13 protein-coding genes are annotated in these 18,139 nt (G+C 71.6%); 7 read left to right on the top strand and 6 right to left on the bottom strand.

The window, feature by feature from the left end; genetic code table 11:
• Positions 1-145 precede the first annotated feature (145 nt).
• From N4G63_RS27775 to N4G63_RS27790, 4 genes are all read left to right on the top strand, one after another.
• Positions 146-760 (top strand): PEP-CTERM sorting domain-containing protein, encoded by a 615-nt coding sequence (locus tag N4G63_RS27775; RefSeq protein ID WP_314600535.1) that lies wholly within the window; start codon positions 146-148, stop codon positions 758-760.
• Positions 761-867: 107 nt separating this feature from the next.
• Entirely contained in the window at positions 868-4,554 is a 3,687-nt protein-coding gene (locus tag N4G63_RS27780; protein ID WP_314600536.1) for an indolepyruvate ferredoxin oxidoreductase family protein, read from the top strand.
• Between the two features lie 176 nt (positions 4,555-4,730).
• Entirely contained in the window at positions 4,731-6,302 is a 1,572-nt protein-coding gene (locus tag N4G63_RS27785) for a methyl-accepting chemotaxis protein (protein WP_443112110.1), read from the top strand.
• Positions 6,303-6,507: 205 nt separating this feature from the next.
• Entirely contained in the window at positions 6,508-7,734 is a 1,227-nt protein-coding gene (locus N4G63_RS27790; protein WP_260791465.1) for an ABC transporter substrate-binding protein, read from the top strand.
• A gap of 105 nt (positions 7,735-7,839) precedes the next feature.
• Here N4G63_RS27790 and N4G63_RS27795 read toward each other — a convergent pair whose 3' ends face one another.
• From N4G63_RS27795 to hutC, 6 genes are all read right to left on the bottom strand, one after another.
• The gene (locus N4G63_RS27795; RefSeq protein ID WP_260791463.1) at positions 7,840-8,523 is read right to left on the bottom strand and encodes a nitroreductase; all 684 of its coding nucleotides are present in this window, start codon (positions 8,521-8,523) and stop codon (positions 7,840-7,842) included.
• A gap of 135 nt (positions 8,524-8,658) precedes the next feature.
• Positions 8,659-10,041, bottom strand: coding sequence for a formimidoylglutamate deiminase (locus tag N4G63_RS27800; protein ID WP_260791461.1), 1,383 nt, complete (start codon positions 10,039-10,041; stop codon positions 8,659-8,661).
• A gap of 1 nt (position 10,042) precedes the next feature.
• The gene (gene hutG, locus N4G63_RS27805; RefSeq protein ID WP_314600537.1) at positions 10,043-10,861 is read right to left on the bottom strand and encodes an N-formylglutamate deformylase; all 819 of its coding nucleotides are present in this window, start codon (positions 10,859-10,861) and stop codon (positions 10,043-10,045) included.
• Positions 10,858-12,168: an imidazolonepropionase gene (gene hutI / locus N4G63_RS27810; protein ID WP_314600538.1), complete on the bottom strand. Its 1,311-nt coding sequence runs from the start codon at positions 12,166-12,168 to the stop codon at positions 10,858-10,860. Before hutI ends, hutG begins: the two co-directional genes overlap by 4 nt.
• Complete coding sequence (locus N4G63_RS27815; RefSeq protein WP_314600539.1) at positions 12,165-12,785, bottom strand: HutD/Ves family protein; 621 nt, start codon at positions 12,783-12,785, stop codon at positions 12,165-12,167. Before N4G63_RS27815 ends, hutI begins: the two co-directional genes overlap by 4 nt.
• Positions 12,782-13,519 carry a histidine utilization transcriptional repressor HutC gene (hutC, locus tag N4G63_RS27820; RefSeq protein WP_314600540.1) on the bottom strand — a complete coding sequence of 246 codons (738 nt, stop codon included), beginning with the start codon at positions 13,517-13,519 and terminating at the stop codon, positions 12,782-12,784. The genes N4G63_RS27815 and hutC overlap by 4 nt, the downstream gene beginning before the upstream one ends.
• 162 nt (positions 13,520-13,681) lie before the next feature.
• On the opposite strand from hutC, the gene hutU reads away from it, so the two are divergent.
• The 3 genes from hutU to N4G63_RS27835 are packed head-to-tail and all read left to right on the top strand — an operon-like array spanning position 13,682 to position 18,091.
• Positions 13,682-15,376, top strand: a complete 1,695-nt coding sequence (hutU, locus tag N4G63_RS27825) for a urocanate hydratase (RefSeq protein ID WP_314600812.1) — start codon at positions 13,682-13,684, stop codon at positions 15,374-15,376.
• A 2-nt stretch (positions 15,377-15,378) separates the two neighbouring features.
• On the top strand, positions 15,379-17,097 hold the full coding sequence (hutH, locus tag N4G63_RS27830; protein ID WP_314600541.1) for a histidine ammonia-lyase: 1,719 nt from the start codon (positions 15,379-15,381) through the stop codon (positions 17,095-17,097).
• A gap of 55 nt (positions 17,098-17,152) precedes the next feature.
• Entirely contained in the window at positions 17,153-18,091 is a 939-nt protein-coding gene (locus N4G63_RS27835; RefSeq protein ID WP_314600813.1) for an ABC transporter substrate-binding protein, read from the top strand.
• Positions 18,092-18,139 lie beyond the last annotated feature (48 nt).

Below are 18,139 nucleotides of genomic sequence, written 5' to 3' on the forward strand. Positions count from 1 at the left end.
CAGCCAACGCCAGCCAGGTGGGCAGGCCGTGGCCTGAGTCTTCAGGCATTACGACCGCCGGAACCCCGGGCTTCGGGGGCGCGGGCCACCCGGTCGGCTTGAAACAAACCATCACAACTCAAGGCTGACAACCATTGGATTGAACATGACGTTTGCCTCTTGCCGCAGCCTTGTGCTGCTGGCCACTGCCACCTTGCTGGCCGCTGGCCAGGCCCAGGCCGCGTCCGCCGACACGCTTTGCAATACCCTGACCGGCACCAACGGCCTGGTGACCATCACCGAGTGCTCCGACGGCGCCAGCGGCTACTACAACGTTGCCAACGACTCCAGCGCAACGCTGTTCGGCTTCGCCGTCAGCACCCAGGCCGTCAACGCGCAGGTGCCCACGCAGGATTTCAGCCTGCTCTGGGCCACGCGCTACTTCTCGCAGGCCGAGTGGGACGGCAACCTGGATCTGTCGCAGTACTACGGCAGCTTCAGCCAGCTCTTCGGCACCGAGGACGCCGGCGTGTTCTTCTACGTCAACCCGAATCCGGCATCCACCGAAGGCATTGCCGCCGGCACATCGGTGATGGGCCGGTTCCAGTTCAGCGCGCCGATCGCATCCAACTTCCTGGCCATCGGCCGCAACGACGAAGGCGCGCCCTACGTGCTGTCCCAGAGCCTGGCCGCGGCCGTGCCAGAGCCGGCATCGGTGGCGTTGATGCTGGCCGGACTGGGCCTGCTGGGCGCCCTGCGCCAGCGCCGCCGCGGTGCCTGACCTTTCACGCGCCAGCGTGTTTTCGGGGAATTTCATTCTCCGAAGATAGGCAAATGCAGCCAAGATAAGAGACATGTTCTCGGTGCCGGAAGTCAAAATTCCGCGCCATGAACGCCGACCCTGTCCAGCCCTCTGCGGCGGCCGCGCCCCCCGCGCAGCCCCCGCAACCCGTGGCCGGGCAGCCCGCCGTGCTGGCCACGGGCTACCGGCTCGCCGACAGCCTGTGGGCGCCGGGTGGCACGGTGTTCATCACCGGCACCCAGGCCCTGGTGCGCCTGATGTGGATGCAGCGCCAAGCCGATGCGGCCGCCGGCCTGGCCACGCAGGGCTTCGTCAGCGGCTACCGCGGCTCGCCGCTGGGCATGGTAGATCAGGCCTTGTGGAAGGCCGGCCCACGCTGGGCCGAGGCCGGCCTGCACTTCCAGCCGGCCATCAATGAAGAACTGGCCGCCACCCAGGTGCTGGGCACCCAGCGCGTGGAGAGCGACCCCGAGCGCAGCACCGACGGCGTGTTTGCGCTGTGGTACGGCAAGGGCCCGGGGGTCGACCGCGCCGGCGATGCGCTCAAGCATGGCAACGCCTTCGGCTCGTCGCCGCACGGCGGCGTGCTGGTGGTGGCGGGCGACGACCATGGCTGCGTCTCGTCGTCGATGCCGCACCAGAGCGACCACGCCTTCATGGCCTGGGGCATGCCGGTGCTGCAGCCGGCCGATGTGGGCGAGATGCTCGAGTTCGGCCTGTACGGCTGGGCGCTGTCGCGCTTCTCGGGCGCGTGGGTGGGGCTGGCGGCCTTGTCCGAGGTGGTGGAAAGCGGCTGCACCGTCGATCTCGACCCGATTCAGCAGCGCGCCGCCGCCTGGGCCGATCCGCGGGCCGTGCGGCAGGCGGTGGGCGCCGCCACCGGCTACGCCGCGCCCGCCGACGGCCTGCACTACCGCTGGCCCGACCTGCCCAGCCTGCGCATCGAGTCGCGCATGGCCGACAAGCTGGCCGCCGTGGCCGCGTTCAGCCGCGTCTTCAGCATCGACCGCGAGCTGATCGCCTGCCCGCAGGCGCGGGTGGGCATCGTCACCTGCGGCAAGGCCCACCACGACCTGATGGAGGTGCTGCGCCGCCTGGCCATCAGCCCGGCCATGCTGGCCGCGGCCGGCGTGCGCCTGCTCAAGCTGGGCCTGGCCTTCCCGGTCGAGAGCACGCGCATGCAGGCCTTTGCCCACGGCCTGCACGAGCTGCTGGTGGTGGAAGAAAAAGGCGCCGTGGTCGAGACCCAGCTGCGTGCGCTGTTCTACAACGCACCGGCCGATGCCCGCCCGGCCATCGTCGGCAAGCACGACCGGCATGGCGCGCCGCTGATCTCGGCGCTGGGCGAGCTGCGCCCCTCGCGACTGATCGAGATCGTCGCGGCCTGGCTGCAGCGCCACGGCGCCGGCACGCCGGCCTTTGACGGCATCGAACAGCATGTGCGCGACTTCACCCCGCCGGCCCTGCTGAGCAACGCCGCCGATGGCGTCAAGCGCACGCCCTACTTCTGCGCCGGCTGCCCGCACAACACCAGCACCCGCGTGCCCGAAGGCAGCACCGCGCGCGCCGGCATCGGCTGCCACTTCATGGCCAACTGGATGGAGCGCAGCACCGCCGGCCTGATCCAGATGGGCGGCGAAGGCGTCGACTGGGTCTCGCAGGCGCGCTTCACGCGCACGCCGCACATCTTTCAGAACCTGGGCGACGGCACCTACTACCACTCGGGCTATCTGGCGGTGCGCCAGGCCGTGGCGGCGGGCGCCAACATCACCTACAAGATCCTGTTCAACGACGCCGTGGCCATGACCGGCGGCCAGCCGGTGGACGGCCAGATCAGCGTGGACGCCATCGCCCGCCAGGTGGAAAGCGAGGGCGTCAAGCTGGTGGTGGTGGTCAGCGACGACATCGCCAAGTACGACGGCCAGCGGCAGCATTTTCCGGCCGGCACGCAGTTCCACGACCGCGCCGAGCTCGACGCCGTGCAGCGCCGCCTGCGCGAGCTGCCCGGCGTCACCGTGCTGATCTACGAGCAGACCTGCGCCGCCGAGAAGCGCCGCCGCCGCAAGAAGGGCGAGCTGGCCGATCCGCCGCGCCGCCTGTTCATCAATGAAGCCGTGTGCGAGGGCTGCGGCGACTGCACGGTGCAGAGCAACTGCGTGGCCGTGCTGCCGCACGAAACCCCGCTGGGCCGCAAGCGCAAGATCGACCAGAGCAGCTGCAACAAGGACTACCGCTGCGCCGACGGCTTCTGCCCCAGCTTTGTCAGCGTGATCGGCGGCCAGCCGCGCCGGCGCGCCGGTGCGCTGGGGCAGGGCGCGGCCGGCGGGCTGGCGGCGCTGCACCAGCGCGTGGACCGGCTGCCGCAGCCCGCGCCGCATGTGTGGAACGCGCCCTACGACCTGCTGGTCACCGGCGTGGGCGGCACCGGCGTGGTGACCGTGGGCGCGGTGATCGCGATGGCCGCGCACCTGCAGGGTTGGCGCGCCAGCGTGCTCGACTTCATGGGCTTTGCCCAGAAGGGCGGCTCGGTGCTGAGCTTCGTGCGCCTGGCCGACCGGCCCGAGCGCCTGAACCAGGTGCGCATCGACACCCAGCAGGCCGACGCGCTGCTGGCCTGCGACCTGGTGGTGGGCGCCTCGCCCGAGGCGCTGCAGACCGTGCGCCATGGCCGCACCCGCGTGCTGGCCAACACCCGCCCGCAACCGGTGGCCGAAGCGCTGCGCAACCCCGATGCCAGCCTGCGCATCGACGATCTGCTGGCCAAGCTGCACCATGTGGCCGGCCGCGAGCAGGTGGAAACCTTCGACGCCCAGGCCCTGGCCGAGGAGTTTCTGGGCGACACCCTCACCAGCAACATCCTGGCGCTGGGCTATGCCTGGCAGCGCGGCCTGGTGCCGGTGGGCCTGGCGGCACTGACCCGCGCCATCGAGCTCAATGCCGTGGCCGTGCCGGCCAACCTGGCGGCACTGGCGCTGGGCCGCCTGGCCGCCGCCGACCCCGGCGCCCTGCAGGCCTTGCGCGAAGCCGACGCGGCCACGCCGCAGCCGAGCGACGCCGACGCCACGTTCGAGCAGCTGCTGCAGCACGGCATCAACCAGCTCACGGCCTGGCAGAACGCGGCCTGGGCGCAACGCTACGCCGCCACGCTGCAGCGCGTGGCCGCGGCCGAGCGCGCGCTGCTGCCGCAGGGCGGCGATGCCACGCTGCCACTGGCACGCACCGCCGCGCGCAGCCTGGCCAGGCTGATGAGCTACAAGGACGAGTACGAGGTTGCACGGCTCTACACCGACGGCAGCCTCCAGCGCCGCCTGCGCGAGCAGTTCGACGGCGATCTGCGCCTGGCCTTCCACATGGCCCCGCCGCTGCTCAGCCGCAGCCGCAGCGGCGAGCCGCCGCGCAAGCTCACGCTGGGTGCCTGGCTGCTGCCGGCGATGCGCCTGCTGGCCCACGGCAGGCACCTGCGCGGCACGGCCCTCGACCTGTTCGGCCGCACCGACGAGCGGCGCCTGGAGCGGGCGCTGATCGGGCAGTTCGAGGCCCGCCTGGCCGAGCTGGCCGCCGGCCTGAGCGTGCGCCAGCAGGCCCTGGCCACGCAGATTGCCGCCGTGCCGCTGGCCATGCGCGGCTTCGGCCATGTCAAGCTGGCCAACGTGGCCTTGGCCCGCGCGCGCGAGGCCGAACTGCTGCACCGCCTGGACCCGCAGCGCCACCCGCGGCCGCCGGCCGCCGCGCAAGCGGGCCAGATCCGCGGCATTGCGGTGACCAGCGCCTGAGCGCTGCCGCAAACCCGCGCCCGGGCGCCGGGGGCCCCGGTGCAGCAAGCCCGCAAATCCAACCGGGTTACTCAAGAATCCCGGGGCCGCTGTCGATAGCCCAGTCAGCCAAGCAGTACCGTCGGCGCGCCGAGTCCTGCATGACCGGTGCGCCTCTCGATCCCGCATCCTGAGGAGTGAACGCGTTGAACATCGGTCGCATGAGTCTGGCCAAGAAGCTGGGGGTGCTGGTGGTCAGCGCCCTGCTGGGCCTGAGCGCCGTGGTGGCGGTCTTCCTGTCCTCGGAACGCCGGCTGCTGATGGACGAGCGCCAGGCCGGCGTGCGCCAGACGGTGGAGCTGGCCCACGGCCTGGCCAGCCACTTCCACGAACTGGTCACCAAGGGCCAGCTCACCGAGGCCGAAGGCAAGCAGCGCGCCATGGCGGCCATCAAGGCCCTGCGCTACAGCGGCAACGAGTACTTCTGGATCAACGACATGCAGCCGCGCATGGTGATGCATGCGATCAAGGCCGAGCTCGACGGCAAGGACCTCACCCAGATCAAGGACCCCGCGGGCCAGTTCCTGTTCGTCGAGTTCGTCAAGACCGTGCGCGCCAGCGGCGCCGGCTTCGTGCCCTACCTGTGGCCCAAGCCCGGCAGTGCCGAGCCGGTGCCCAAGATCTCCTACGTCAAGGGCTTCGCCCCCTGGGGCTGGGTGATCGGCTCGGGGGTGTATGTCGACAACGTCAACGCCGCGCTCAACGGGCGCGTGCTGGCCTTCACGGCCGGCGCACTGGTGCTGGCACTGGCCCTCGCGGCCATCGGCTGGGGCATCGGGCGCAGCATCCTGACCCAGCTGGGCGCCGAGCCGGCCTATGCCACCGAGGTGGCCAACCGCCTGGCCCAGGGCGACCTGGGCGTGCAGATCACGCTGCGGCCCGATGACCGCTCGAGCCTGCTGCAGGCCATCGTGCTGATGCGCGACGGCCTGGCGGGCGTGGTGGGCCATGTGCGCCGGGGCTCGGAGTCGGTGGCCACGGCCAGCGGCGAGATTGCCAGCGGCAACCTCGATCTCAGCCAGCGCACCGAGCTGCAGGCCTCGGCCCTGCAGGAGACCGCGGGCTCGATGGCCCAACTGTCCAACACCGTGCGCCAGAACGCCGACAACGCCAGGCAGGCCAACCAGCTGGCGCACAAGGCCTCCGACGTGGCGGCCCGTGGTGGCGACGTGGTGGGCCAGGTGGTGGCCACGATGAAGCAGATCAACGACAGCTCGCGCAAGATCGCCGACATCCTGGGCGTCATCGACGGCATCGCGTTCCAGACCAACATCCTGGCGCTGAACGCCGCGGTGGAAGCCGCGCGCGCCGGCGAGCAGGGCCGCGGCTTCGCGGTGGTGGCCTCCGAGGTGCGCAGCCTGGCCGGCCGCTCGGCCGGCGCGGCGCGCGAGATCAAGAGCCTGATCGGCGAGAGCGTCGGCCGCGTCGAGCAGGGCAGCGCCCTGGTCGACCAGGCCGGCGAGACGATGACCGAGGTGGTGCGCTCGATCCGGCAGGTGACCGACATCATGGGCGAGATCAGCGCCGCCAGCACCGAGCAGAGCCAGGGCGTGGGCCAGGTGAGCGAGGCCGTGGCGCAGATGGACCGCGCCACCCAGCAGAACGCCGCCCTGGTGGAAGAAAGCGCCGCCGCAGCCGAGAGCCTGAAGTCGCAGGCGCGTGAGCTGGTGCAGGTGGTGGCCAAGTTCAGGCTCGCCGAGCACGCCTGAGCCGCCGGACACGCTGCCAACAGCCCAGAGACGCGACCGCGCCTGGCGCCTGGTGCCCGGTGTGTGGCCAGCGCGCAGCGGCGCCATCATCCGGGACAACCCGCGCGCGGGTTGTCCCCAGCCGCGCCCGGCACCCCGGTGACAGACACCGGCCGGCCGCCGCTCTCCCAATGGGGGTTCCCGCCAACGCAACGAGGAACCTGCCATGCCGTCTTCAACGCCGCACACCCGGCGCGCCCACCTCCAGGCCCTGGCCGCGGCCGGCGGCCTGGCCCTGCTGCCCGGCCTGGCGCGGGCGCAGAAGAAGTACGACCCCGGCGCCAGCGACAGCGAGATCCGCATCGGCCACACCATCCCCTACTCGGGCCCGGCCTCGGCCTATGGCGCGCAGGGCAAGGCGATTGCGGCCTGGTTCCAGAAGGTCAATGACGAGGGCGGTGTCAACGGCCGCAAGATCAAGCTGATCTCGATGGACGATGCCTACAACCCGGCCAAGACCGTGGAGGCGGTGCGCAAGCTGGTCGAGCAGGACGAGGTGCTGTTCATCGGCGGCGCGCTCGGCACGCCGCAGAACGCCGCGATCCAGAAGTACCTCAACGCCAGGAAGGTGCCGCAGCTGTTCGTCAGCAGCGGCGCCTCGCGCTGGAACGATCCCAAGAACTACCCCTACACCATGGGCATCGTGCCGTCGTACCACACCGAGGGCAGCATCTACGCCGAGCACATCCTGAAGAACAAGCCCAATGCCAAGGTGGCGGTGCTGTTCCAGAACGACGACTTCGGCAAGGATTACCTCAAGGGCTTTCTCGACGGCCTGGGCGACAAGGCCAAGGCCATGGTGGTGGGCCAGCAGAGCTACGAGGTCACCGACCCCACGGTCGACAGCCAGCTGGTGAGCCTGAAGGCCACCGGCGCCGACACCTTCTTCAACATCACCACGCCCAAGTTCGCGGCCCAGGCCATCCGCAAGCTGCCCGAGCTGGGCTGGAAGCCGGTGCACTACCTGGCCAGCGTGTCGGGCGCGGTGTCGTCCACGCTCAAGCCGGCGGGTCTGGAGAACTCGGTGGGCATCATCACCTGCACCTACCTGCGCGACCCGGCCGACCTGGAGCAGGCCAACACGCCCGAGGTGGCGGCCTTCACCGCCTGGATGAAGAAGTACAACCCCGGCGCCGACCCCACCGACATGCTGTATGTGAGCGGCCAGGTGATTGCCGCGGCCATGGTGGAGGTGCTCAAGCGCGCCGGCGACCACCTCACCCGCGACAACCTCATGAAGGTGGCCGCGTCAATGGACACCGCCCTGCCGATGCAGTACCCCGGCGTGAACCTCAAGACCTCGGCCGACGACTTTGCGCCGGTGGAACGCATGCGGCCGCAACGCTTCAACGGCACGCGCTACGAGACCTTCGGGCCGGTGATGGGGCGCTGAGGCCGGCCCGGCTGCCAGGTCGCCGTCCAAGCCTTCGGCCCAGGCCGAAGTTCAGCTTGCGCAGCCGTGCCGCGGCGGGCCCACGCGCGGCGGACACGCGGCGTGTCAGCTGCCGGGTGCAAAGCCCAGGAACACCGCCGCCTCGTCCACCGACTTGCGTTGCGACACCACCGCATTGGCGGGAAAGCTGTCGTCGGGCCAGCCCATGGCCACGCAGGTCTGGATCACCTGGTCGTCGGGGATGCCGGCCTCGGCGCGCACCACCGGCGACTGCATGATGCCCTGGCTGTTGATCACGCAGCCCAGGCCGCGCGACCAGGCCGCATTGACCAGGCAGTTGACGACGCCGCCGCAATCAAAGGGCGCGATGTCGCTGCCGTGGATGGCGCGGTCGTAGGTGACCACGATGGACACCGGCGCATCAAACTGGCGAAAGCCGCGCAGCACCCAGTCCTGCCGCGCCGGCTTGTCGTCGCGCGCGATGCCCATGGCCGCAAACAGCTGCTTGGCAATGCCGATCTGGCGCTCGCGGTGCACGCCCTCGTAGCCGGGGCCCATGCGGAACTCGCGTGAATCGGGCACGCCGGCCAGGTTGCGTTCGACATTGCCCTGGCGGATGCGGTCGAGCACCGCGCCGGTCACCACGTAGAAGTTCCAGGGCTGGGTGTTCAGCGAGGTGGGCGCGCGCATGGCGAGCGCCAGGATCTCGCGGATCAGCGCCTGCGGCACGGGCTTGTTCAGGTAGCCGCGGATGCTGCGGCGGCCCTGCACCACGTCGTCAAATTCCATCTTCACCTCGATTGGGCTTGTTGCGGCCTGGCGGCCAAAGCTCGAGCTTGTGCCGCAAGGGCCTGCCGCGGGCTGTCGCACCGCGGACACGCGCGGGTCAGCCCCAGGTGCCGGCCACGGCGGCGGCCGGCGGGCTCAGGCCCACAGCGCCTGCATCGCCCCCACAAAGCCTTCGGCCAGCGCCGCGGCCTGCACATGCCGGCCGTCGCGCACGCGGCATTGGCCGGCCACCCACACCTGGCGGAAGGCCGGCGCGTCGGCGGCAAACACCAGCCCATCCAGCGCCTGGCTGACCGGCACGCCCAGCAGGCCGGGGGCGGCGCCGTCGAGCACCAGCAGGTCGGCGCGCGCACCCGGCACCAGGCCCCAGGCCGCGAAGCCGGCCGCCGCCGCGCCACCGGCCAGGCTGTGGTTGAACAAACGCGCCGCGGTGGCCGGCTGCCCCTGCTCGGGCGCGGCCGCCACGTTGCGCTGGCGCAGGGCCAGGCGCTGGCTGGTTTCGAGCGCGCGCAGCTCGTGCGGCCAGTGTCGGGCCACATGGCTGTCGGAGCCGATGCTGGTGATGGTGTGGCGCGCCAGCCAGCCGGGCAGGTCGAGGATGCCGTCGCCCAGGTTGGCCTCGGTGCTGGGGCAGATCACCACGCCGGCGCCGGCGGCGGCCACGGCATCCATCTCGGCCGGCGTGGCATGCGTGGCATGCACCAGCTGCCAGCGCGCATCCAGCGCCACATGCCGGGCCAGCCACTCGATCGGCCGCCGGCCGGTGGCGGCCAGGCAGTCGCTCACTTCCGCCGTTTGCTCGGCGATGTGGATGTGGATCGGGCCGGCATCGCCCGCGCAGCCTTGCACCAGGGCGGTGATGGCATCGGGTTCGGCCGCGCGCAGCGAGTGGATGGCCACACCGGCCGTCACCCCCGGCAGGCCCCAGGCACGGATGCCCTCGCGCATGGCCGTGACGCCGGCCGGCGTGGTGGCAAAGCGGCACTGGTCGGGCCGCAGCGCCGGCTGGGCAAAACCGGCGCGCTGGTACAGCACCGGCAGCAGCGTGAGACCGATGCCGGTGGCCTGCGCCGCGGCGGCCAGGGCCTGCGCCATGGCCAGCGGCTCGGGATAGGGCCGGCCGTCGGGCTGGTGGTGCAGGTAGTGGAACTCGAGCACCTGGGTGTAGCCGCCCTGCAGCAGCTCGGCGTAGAGCTGGCTGGCCACGGCCTGCAGCTGCGCCGGCGAGATGCGGTTGGCCACCGCGTACATGCGGTCGCGCCAGCCCCAGAAATCGTCTTGCGCGGCCTCGCGCCGCTCGGCCAGGCCGGCAAAGGCGCGCTGGAAGGCATGGCTGTGGGCATTGACCAGGCCCGGCAGCACCGGGCCGGGCAGCACGGTGGCGGCCTCGGGCGGCTGCGCCACGCCGGCCTGCACCGCCTGCCAGCAGCCGTCGCGCCCGGGCGTGAGCAGCACGCCATCCACCCAGCCGCGCGCGGGCAGCCAGGCCTGCGGGGCCCAGAGTGCGGGGGTGCCCACGTCAGGCTCCGGGACGCCAGTCGATCAGCGCGCCCAGCAAGGCGCGCAGCACCGGCTGCACGGCGGCCGCGCGGTCTTCGCGGTAGGCAAAGGGCGGGTCTTCGGCATCGTCGTTCATGTAGCAGCTCCAGCACATCTCGAGCTGCAGCGCGTGCACGCCCTGCGCCGGCTGGCCGTAACAGCGCGTGATGTGCCCGCCCTTGAAGCGGCCGTTGGTGATGTGGGTGTAGCGCTGCTGGCCGGCCAGCACGGCCTGCGCCGCCGCCTGCAGGCCGGGCGCGCAGGCGCGGCCGTCGGCGGTGCCCAGGTTCAGGTCCCACAGCTTGCCTTCAAACAGCCAGGGCAGGCGGTCCTTGATGCTGTGGCCGTCCAGCAGCACCGCATGGCCGTGCAAGGCCCGCAGCCGCGCCAGCTCGGCCGCCAGGGCCTCGTGGTAGGGCTGCCAGCAGGTCTGCACGCGCTGGCGCACCTCGGCCTCGTCGGGCGCCTGGCCGGGCGGGTAGATCGCATCGCCGGTGAAGAAGCGGGTGGGGCACAGCTCGGTGTTGTTGACGCCGGCATACATCGGCGCGTTCTCGGGCGGGCGGTTCAGATCGACCACGATGCGGTTGAAGTGCGGCACCAGCACGCTGGCGCCCAGCGCCTGCGCAAAGCCGTACAGGCGCTCGAGGTGCCAGTCGGTGTCTTCCACGCGCAGCGCGCGGGGCACCAGGCGCGGCTGCAGGGCCGCGGGCAGGGCGGTGCCCACATGCGGCAGGCTCAGCAGCAGCGGCGTGCTGCCGCGGTGCAGGGTGAACACCGCAGGCTCGGCGAGGGTCATGGCGCGGTCTCCGGGGGGTGGGCGTCGGTGTCGGTGGTGCAGGTGGTGCCGGTGGCGCCGGTGGTGCCGGCCTCGCCGGCCAGGTGCACGGTGCGGCCGCCGGCCACCACGCGCTGTGCGGGCCGCTGGCCAAACCAGTAGGCCAGCTCGGCCGGGTGGTTCAGGTTCCAGGCCACGAAGTCGGCGCGGCAGCCGGCCGCCAGGCGGCCATGCGTGGCCTGCAGGCCCAGCGCGCGCGCGGCGTGCACGGTGGTGCCGGCCAGCGCCTCCTCGGGTGTCAGCCGGAACAGGGTGCAGGCCATGTTCATGGCCAGCAGCAGCGACAGGCCGGGCGACGAGCCGGGGTTGTGGTCACTGGCCACGGCCATCGGCACGCCGGCCTGGCGCAGCGCCTGCACCGGCGGCAGCCGGGTGTCGCGCAGAAAGTAGAACGCGGTGGGCAGCAGCATGGCCACCGTGCCGGCGCCGGCCATCGCGGCGATGCCGCGGTCCGACAGGTGCTCGATGTGGTCGCAGCTCAGCGCGCCATAGCCGGCGGCCAGCGCGGCGCCTTCCTGGTTGCTCAGCTGCTCGGCATGCAGCTTGACCGGCAGGCCCAGCGCCTGGGCGGCGTCGAACACGCGCCGGGTCTGCTCGGGCGTGAAGCCGATGGTGTCGCAGAAGGCGTCCACCGCATCCACCAGGCCGTCGGCGGCCTGGGCCGGCAGCCAGGCGGCCACTGCGGCGATGTAGTCGTCGGGCCGGCCGTCGAACTCGGGCGGCAGCGCATGCGCCCCCAGCGAGGTGGTGCGCACGGTGATGCCCAGCGCCTGGCCCACGCCGCGCGCCACGCGCAGGCAGCGCGCCTCGGTGGCGGCATCCAGGCCGTAGCCGCTCTTGATCTCGAGCGTGGTCACGCCCTCGGCCAGCAGCTGGCGCGCGCGGCCCAGCGCCAGCGCCAGCAGGCGCTGCTCGTCGGCGGCGCGGGTGGCGGCCACGGTGGACCGGATGCCGCCACCGGCGCGCGCGATCTGCTCGTAGCTGGCGCCCTGCAGGCGCTGCTCGAACTCGAGCGCGCGATCACCGGCATACACCAGGTGGGTGTGGGCGTCGATCAGGCCGGGCGTGACCAGGCGGCCGCCCAGGCTGATCTCGTGGCCGATGCGCGGCCGCAGCGCGGCGGGCAGCTCGGCCAGCGCGCCCACCCACCGCAGCGTGTCGCCCTGCGTGAGCAGCGCGCCATCGGGCTGCCAGCCATAGGGCGTGGCGCCGTCCATCGTGGCCAGGTGGGCGTGCTGCCAGAGGGTCAGCGGGGCCGGGGTGTTCATGCGGGGGCCTGTGCGGTCGCGCCAAGATCGGCCCACAGCCACCAGGCGCGGGCCTCGGCGGATGCGGGGGTCCATTGCCAGGGCTGTTGATCGGGCGGCGTGCCGGCAGCCGCCGGCAGCACCAGGCCCATGCCCGGCAAGGCCAGCCCATCATGCCCCGTTTGCAGATGCCCGGCGCCGGTGCAGAAGCAGGCGCGCCAGGCGCCCGGCGGCGCTTGCCAGGCCTCGTCGGGCCGCGCCTTGACCAGGCCGCCGGCCACGCCGCGCAGCATCAGGTTCAGGTCGCGCGTGGCGCCGCCGATCAGGCTGCAGCCGGGCGCCTGGGCGCCGTCAAAGCAGATCGGCGGGCTGCAGGGCGTGAGTGCCTGCGCCTGCTGCGGCCAGGCCAGGTTGACGCCGGCGCCCTGCACCACGGCAAACCAGCGCCGCACGCCGGCAAAGGGCGAGAACGGCCCGTCGCGCGTGATGTCGGCCAGGCTGATGCGCAGGCGCCAGTCGGCCGCCGCGGCGCCGGCCGGCCAGACCCACAGCGTGCGCGTGCTGCCGCCGCCATTGCGCCAGGGCTCGGCCGCCACCGCCTCGGCGGCCTGCCACTGCAGACCCAGGTCTTCGCTCATGGCGCGAACTCGCCCTGCAGGCGGTAGCGCGTGCCCGGGTGCACCAGGCGCGCCGCGGTGATGGCGTGCTGGGCATTGGTGGTGCGGCGCACCACCACCAGGCAGGGATCACCGGCGCCGATGCCCAGCAGGCGGGCCTCGCGCGCGGTGGGCAGCGCGGCCTCGATGCTGTAGCTGGCCTGCCACAGCGGCGCCACCTCCAGCAGGTAGTGGGTGGGCGTGGTCTGCGAAAAATCGACCCCCAGGTAGCCCGGCGCGGCGGCGGGGTTGACGTAGCGGTCTTCGCACTGCAGCGGCACCTCGTTTTCGAGGTGCACGATCAGCGTGTGGAACACCGGCTCGCCCTGGGCCAGGCCCAGCTGCGCGGCCACGCCGGGGCTGGCGGCCTCCTGCCGCGCCAGGTGCACCTGGGCGCGGTGGCGGTGGCCGCGCTGCGAGATCTCTTCGTGCAGGTCGCGGATCATCAGCTGCGAAGCCACCTTGCCCAGCTGCGCCGCGAAGGTGCCCACGCCCTGCACCCGGTCGACCAGGCCCTCGGCCGCCAGCTCGCGCAGCGCGCGGCCCACGGTCATGCGGCTGACGCCGAAGCGCTGCACCAGCTCGGCCTCGCTGGGCATCAGCGCGCCCGGGGGGTACTGGCCGCTGGCCAGCGCGTCGCGCAGGAACTGCTTGACCAGCGCATACGGCGCCTGGGCCCGCGCTGCACTGCGCGAAGGGATCGGACGGGTGGACATGCGGGAAAGCCTGGGGGCGCCCGGCGGGCCGGGCTGCTGGATGATCGGCGGCATGCTACTTGCCTTGGCTTGTCTAGACAAGTACATTGACGGCGCTCTGCACCCATCCCGCCAGCCGAGGGCCACCGCAAATGACCGATCTGTCCACCCCGCCCGCACCGCCTGCGCCCACCGCCGCCGCGCCGGGCTACCTGGGGGCCGGTCAAGGCGCCCACCGGCAGCACGCTGCACTGCCGCAACTGGCTGATCGAGGCCGCCTACCGCATGCTGCAGAACAACCTCGACCCCGCGGTGGCCGAGAACCCCGAGGCGCTGGTGGTCTACGGCGGTATCGGCAAGGCTGCGCGCAACTGGGATTGTTTCGAGGCCATCCTGAAAAGCCTGGAGCAGCTGCAGGAAGACGAGTCGCTGCTGATCCAGAGCGGCAAGCCGGTGGGCGTGTTCCGCACCCATGCCGATGCACCACGGGTGCTCATCGCCAACTCCAACCTGGTGCCCAAATGGGCCACCTGGGAGCATTTCAACCAGCTCGACCGCGCCGGGCTGATGATGTACGGCCAGATGACCGCCGGCAGCTGGATCTACATCGGCAGCCAGGGCATCGTGCAGGGCACCTACGAGACCTTTGTCGAGGCGGCACGCCAGCACTACGGTGGCCAAGCCCAAGGCAAGTGGATCCTGACGGCCGGCCTGGGTGGAATGGGCGGCGCGCAACCACTGGCCGCCACGTTTGCGGGTTTCTGCTCGCTGAACATCGAGTGCCAGCAGTCGCGCATCGACTTCCGCCTGCGCAGCCGCTATGTGGACGAGCAGGCCGCCGATCTGGACGACGCGCTGGCCCGCATCCAGCGCTACACCGCCGAGGGCCGCGCCGTCAGCATTGCGCTGCTGGGCAATGCCGCCGAGCTGCTGCCCGAGCTGGCCCGGCGTGCCCAGGCCGGCGGCCCCCGGCCCGATCTGGTGACCGACCAGACCAGCGCGCACGACCTGATCAACGGCTACCTGCCGCCGGGCTGGAGCGTGGCGCAATGGCTGGCCGCGCGCGCCGATGCTGCCCAGCATGCCGCGCTGAAGGCCGCCGCCGCCCAGGGCTGCGCCCGGCATGTGCAGGCCATGCTGGCCTTCCAGCAGATGGGCGTGCCCACGGTCGACTACGGCAACAACATCCGCCAGGTGGCCTTTGACGAAGGCGTGCAGAACGCGTTTGACTTCCCCGGCTTCGTGCCGGCCTACATCCGGCCGCTGTTCTGCCGCGGCAAGGGGCCGTTCCGCTGGGTGGCGCTGAGTGGTGACCCGGACGACATCCGCAAGACCGACGCCAAGATGAAGGAGCTGTTCCCCGCCGATGCCCACCTGCACCGCTGGCTCGACATGGCTGGCGAGCGCATCGCCTTCCAGGGCCTGCCGGCGCGCATCTGCTGGATCGGCCTGGGCGAGCGCCACCGCGCCGGCCTGGCCTTCAACGAGATGGTGCGCTCGGGCGAGCTGAAGGCGCCCATCGTCATCGGCCGCGACCACCTCGACAGCGGCAGCGTGGCCAGCCCCAACCGCGAGACCGAGGCCATGATGGACGGCAGCGACGCGGTGAGCGACTGGCCGCTGCTGAACGCGCTGCTCAACACCGCCGGCGGCGCCACCTGGGTGAGCCTGCACCATGGCGGCGGCGTGGGCATGGGCTACAGCCAACACAGCGGCGTGGTGATCGTGTGCGACGGCAGCGCGGCGGCCGACCAGCGCATCGCGCGCGTGCTGTGGAACGACCCCGCCACCGGCGTGATGCGCCATGCCGATGCCGGCTATGCCGAGGCCGTGGCCTGCGCGCATGAGCAGAACCTCAACCTGCCGATGGTCCAGTAAACATGCTGCTGCGCCCTGGAGAACTCACGCTGGATGTGCTGCAGGCCATCCACAGCGAAGGCCACCGTCCGTTGCGCCTGATGCTCGACCCCGCCGCGCTGCCGGCCATCCAGGCCAGCGCGGCGCTGGTGCAGGCGGCCGCGGCGGGCGATGCGCCGGTGTACGGTGTCAACACCGGCTTTGGCAAGCTGGCCAGCACGCGCATCAGCGCGGCCGATCTGGCCCAGCTGCAGCGCAACCTGATCCGCAGCCACAGCGTGGGCGTGGGCGAGCCGCTGCAGCCCGCCGTGGTGCGGCTGATGCTGGCGCTGAAGGCAGCCAGCCTGGGGCGTGGGCACAGCGGTGTGCGGCCGGTCGTCATCGACACGCTGCTCGCGGTGCACAACGCCGGCCTGGTGCCCCATGTGCCCAGCCAGGGCTCGGTGGGCGCCTCGGGCGACCTGGCGCCGCTGTCGCACATGACGCTGGCGCTGATGGGCGAGGGCGCCTTCCTGGGTGCCGATGGCCAACCGGTGCCGGCGGCGCAAGCCCTGGCCCAGGCCGGCATCACCCCGCTGGCACTCGAGGCCAAGGAAGGCCTGGCGCTGATCAACGGCACGCAGACCAGCACCGCACTGGCGCTGCATGCGCTGTTTGCCTTTCGGCCGGTGTTCGAGGCTGCGCTGGTGGTGGGCGCGCTCACGGTGGATGCCGCGCGCGGCAGCGATGGGCCGTTCGACCCGCGCATCCATGCACTGCGTGGCCAGCCGGGCCAGATCGACGTGGCACGCATCTACCGCGCGCTGCTGGCCGGCAGCGCCATCCGCGCCAGCCACAAGACCATGCGCCCCGAGACTGGCGCTGCGCGCCAGTCGCCCCCCGAGGGGGGTGTCCAGCACTGGCAAAGCCAGATGCCGGACGGCGACGATCGCGTGCAAGACCCCTACTGCCTGCGCTGCCAGCCGCAGGTGGTGGGCGCCTGCCTGGATCAGCTGCGCCATGCCGCCCAGGTGCTGCTGCGCGAAGCCAATGCCGTGACCGACAACCCGCTGGTGTTTGCCGACACGCAGGAGATGATCAGCGGTGGCAACTTCCACGCCGAGCCGGTGGCCCTGGCCGCCGATGGCATGGCGCTGGCCATTGCCGAGGTGGGGGCCATTGCCGAGCGCCGCATCGCGATGCTGATCGATGCCAGCGTGTCGCGGCTGCCGCCCTTTCTGACCGCCGATGCGGGCCTGAACAGCGGCTTCATGATCGCCCACGTCACGGCCGCCAGCCTGGCCAGCGAGAACAAGAGCCTGGCCCACCCGGCCAGCGTGGACAGCCTGCCCACCAGCGCCAACCAGGAAGACCATGTGAGCATGGCCACCTTCGCGGCACGGCGCTTGCAAGCCATGGTCAGCAACACCGCCCACATCCTCGGCATCGAGTGGCTGGCCGCGGCCCAGGGCATCGAGTTCCTGCGGCCGCTGGCCAGCAGCCCGGCGCTCGAGGAGATGCTGGCGCTGCTGCGCCAGCTTTGCCCGCCCATGCACCAGGACCGCTACCTCGCCCCCGACATCGCCCAGGCCACGGCCCTGCTGCGCTCAGGCCAGCTCAGCGCGCTGCTCGACCGCCAGACCGGCCTGCCCACGCTGTGGCCGCAGGCCGACCTGCGCGCCCAGATCGGTGGCGAGGCCGGCGAGCACGCCGATGGCCACGCGGGCGGCGGCGCCTGCGACCATCCCTCCCACCGCCACTGATCCCACCCGCAACCCCGCACGAGGAGCGCCTCCGATGATTTCCTTCCGTTCACGCATGGCCCTGGCCGCCACCACCCTGGCACTGGCCAGCGCCACCACCCAGGCCCAGGAGACCAAGCTGGCCATCGGCATCAGCGGCTGGACCGGCTTTGCGCCGCTCACGCTGGCCAGGGAGGCCGGCCTGTTCAAGAAGAACGGGCTCGACGTGAGCATCAAGAAGATCCCGCAGAAGGACCGCCACCTGGCCATTGCCAGCGGCGACATCCAGTGCGCCGCCACCACGGTGGAAACCTGGGTGGTGTGGAACGCCAACGGCGTGGCCACCACGCAGATCTTCCAGCTCGACAAGAGCTTTGGCGCCGACGGCATGGTGGTCAAGCCCGGCATCGGCAAGATCAGCGACCTGAAGGGCAAGACCGTGGCCGCCAGTGCCCCCGGCACCGCGCCCTACTTCACGCTGGCCTGGATGCTCAAGAAAAACGGCCTGAGCGTGAAGGACGTGAAGGTGGTCAACCTCGAGCCCCAGGCCGCCGCCAACGCGATGATCGCCGGCACCGATGGCGTCGACGCCGCCATGACCTACGAGCCCTACCTGGGTGCCGTGCGCGCCAAGCCCGAGGCCGGCAAGATCATCGCCACCACGCTCGACTACCCGATGATCATGGACACCTTTGGCTGCACGCCCAAGTTCCTGGCCGAGAACCCCAAGGCCGCCAAGGCCCTGGCCGACAGCTACTTCGACGCCGTGGCCATGATCAAGGCCGACCCGAAGAAGAGCTTCGAGATCATGGGCGCCGACGTCAAGCAAAGCGGCGAGGCCTTCGAGAAGAGCCAGGCCTACCTGCGCTGGCAAGACCGCGAGGCCAACCTGAAGTTCTTTGCCGGCGAGCATGCGCAGTTCAGCAAGGAGGCGGCCGAGCTGCTGCTGGAGGCCGGCATCATCAAGCAGATCCCCGATCTGTCGAAGCTGGCCACCACCCAGTTCCTGAAATGACCCACCCCCTACGCGCTTCGCGCGCCCCCTCAAGGGGGCAACGCCAGC

This window comes from Aquabacterium sp. OR-4, from assembly GCF_025290835.2.
Taxonomy (GTDB): domain Bacteria; phylum Pseudomonadota; class Gammaproteobacteria; order Burkholderiales; family Burkholderiaceae_C; genus Pseudaquabacterium.

Excerpts from the sequence above, each read along its gene's own strand:
- N4G63_RS27775 (WP_314600535.1), top strand. The coding sequence starts at position 146 with ATGACGTTTGCCTCTTGCCGCAGCCTTGTGCTGCTGGCCACTGCCACC.
- N4G63_RS27780 (WP_314600536.1), top strand. The coding sequence starts at position 868 with ATGAACGCCGACCCTGTCCAGCCCTCTGCGGCGGCCGCGCCCCCCGCG.
- N4G63_RS27790 (WP_260791465.1), top strand. The coding sequence starts at position 6,508 with ATGCCGTCTTCAACGCCGCACACCCGGCGCGCCCACCTCCAGGCCCTG.
- N4G63_RS27795 (WP_260791463.1), bottom strand. The coding sequence starts at position 8,523 with ATGGAATTTGACGACGTGGTGCAGGGCCGCCGCAGCATCCGCGGCTAC.
- hutG (WP_314600537.1), bottom strand. The coding sequence starts at position 10,861 with ATGACCCTCGCCGAGCCTGCGGTGTTCACCCTGCACCGCGGCAGCACG.
- hutI (WP_314600538.1), bottom strand. The coding sequence starts at position 12,168 with ATGAACACCCCGGCCCCGCTGACCCTCTGGCAGCACGCCCACCTGGCC.
- N4G63_RS27815 (WP_314600539.1), bottom strand. The coding sequence starts at position 12,785 with ATGAGCGAAGACCTGGGTCTGCAGTGGCAGGCCGCCGAGGCGGTGGCG.
- hutC (WP_314600540.1), bottom strand. The coding sequence starts at position 13,519 with ATGTCCACCCGTCCGATCCCTTCGCGCAGTGCAGCGCGGGCCCAGGCG.
- hutH (WP_314600541.1), top strand. The coding sequence starts at position 15,379 with ATGCTGCTGCGCCCTGGAGAACTCACGCTGGATGTGCTGCAGGCCATC.
- N4G63_RS27835 (WP_314600813.1), top strand. The coding sequence starts at position 17,153 with ATGGCCCTGGCCGCCACCACCCTGGCACTGGCCAGCGCCACCACCCAG.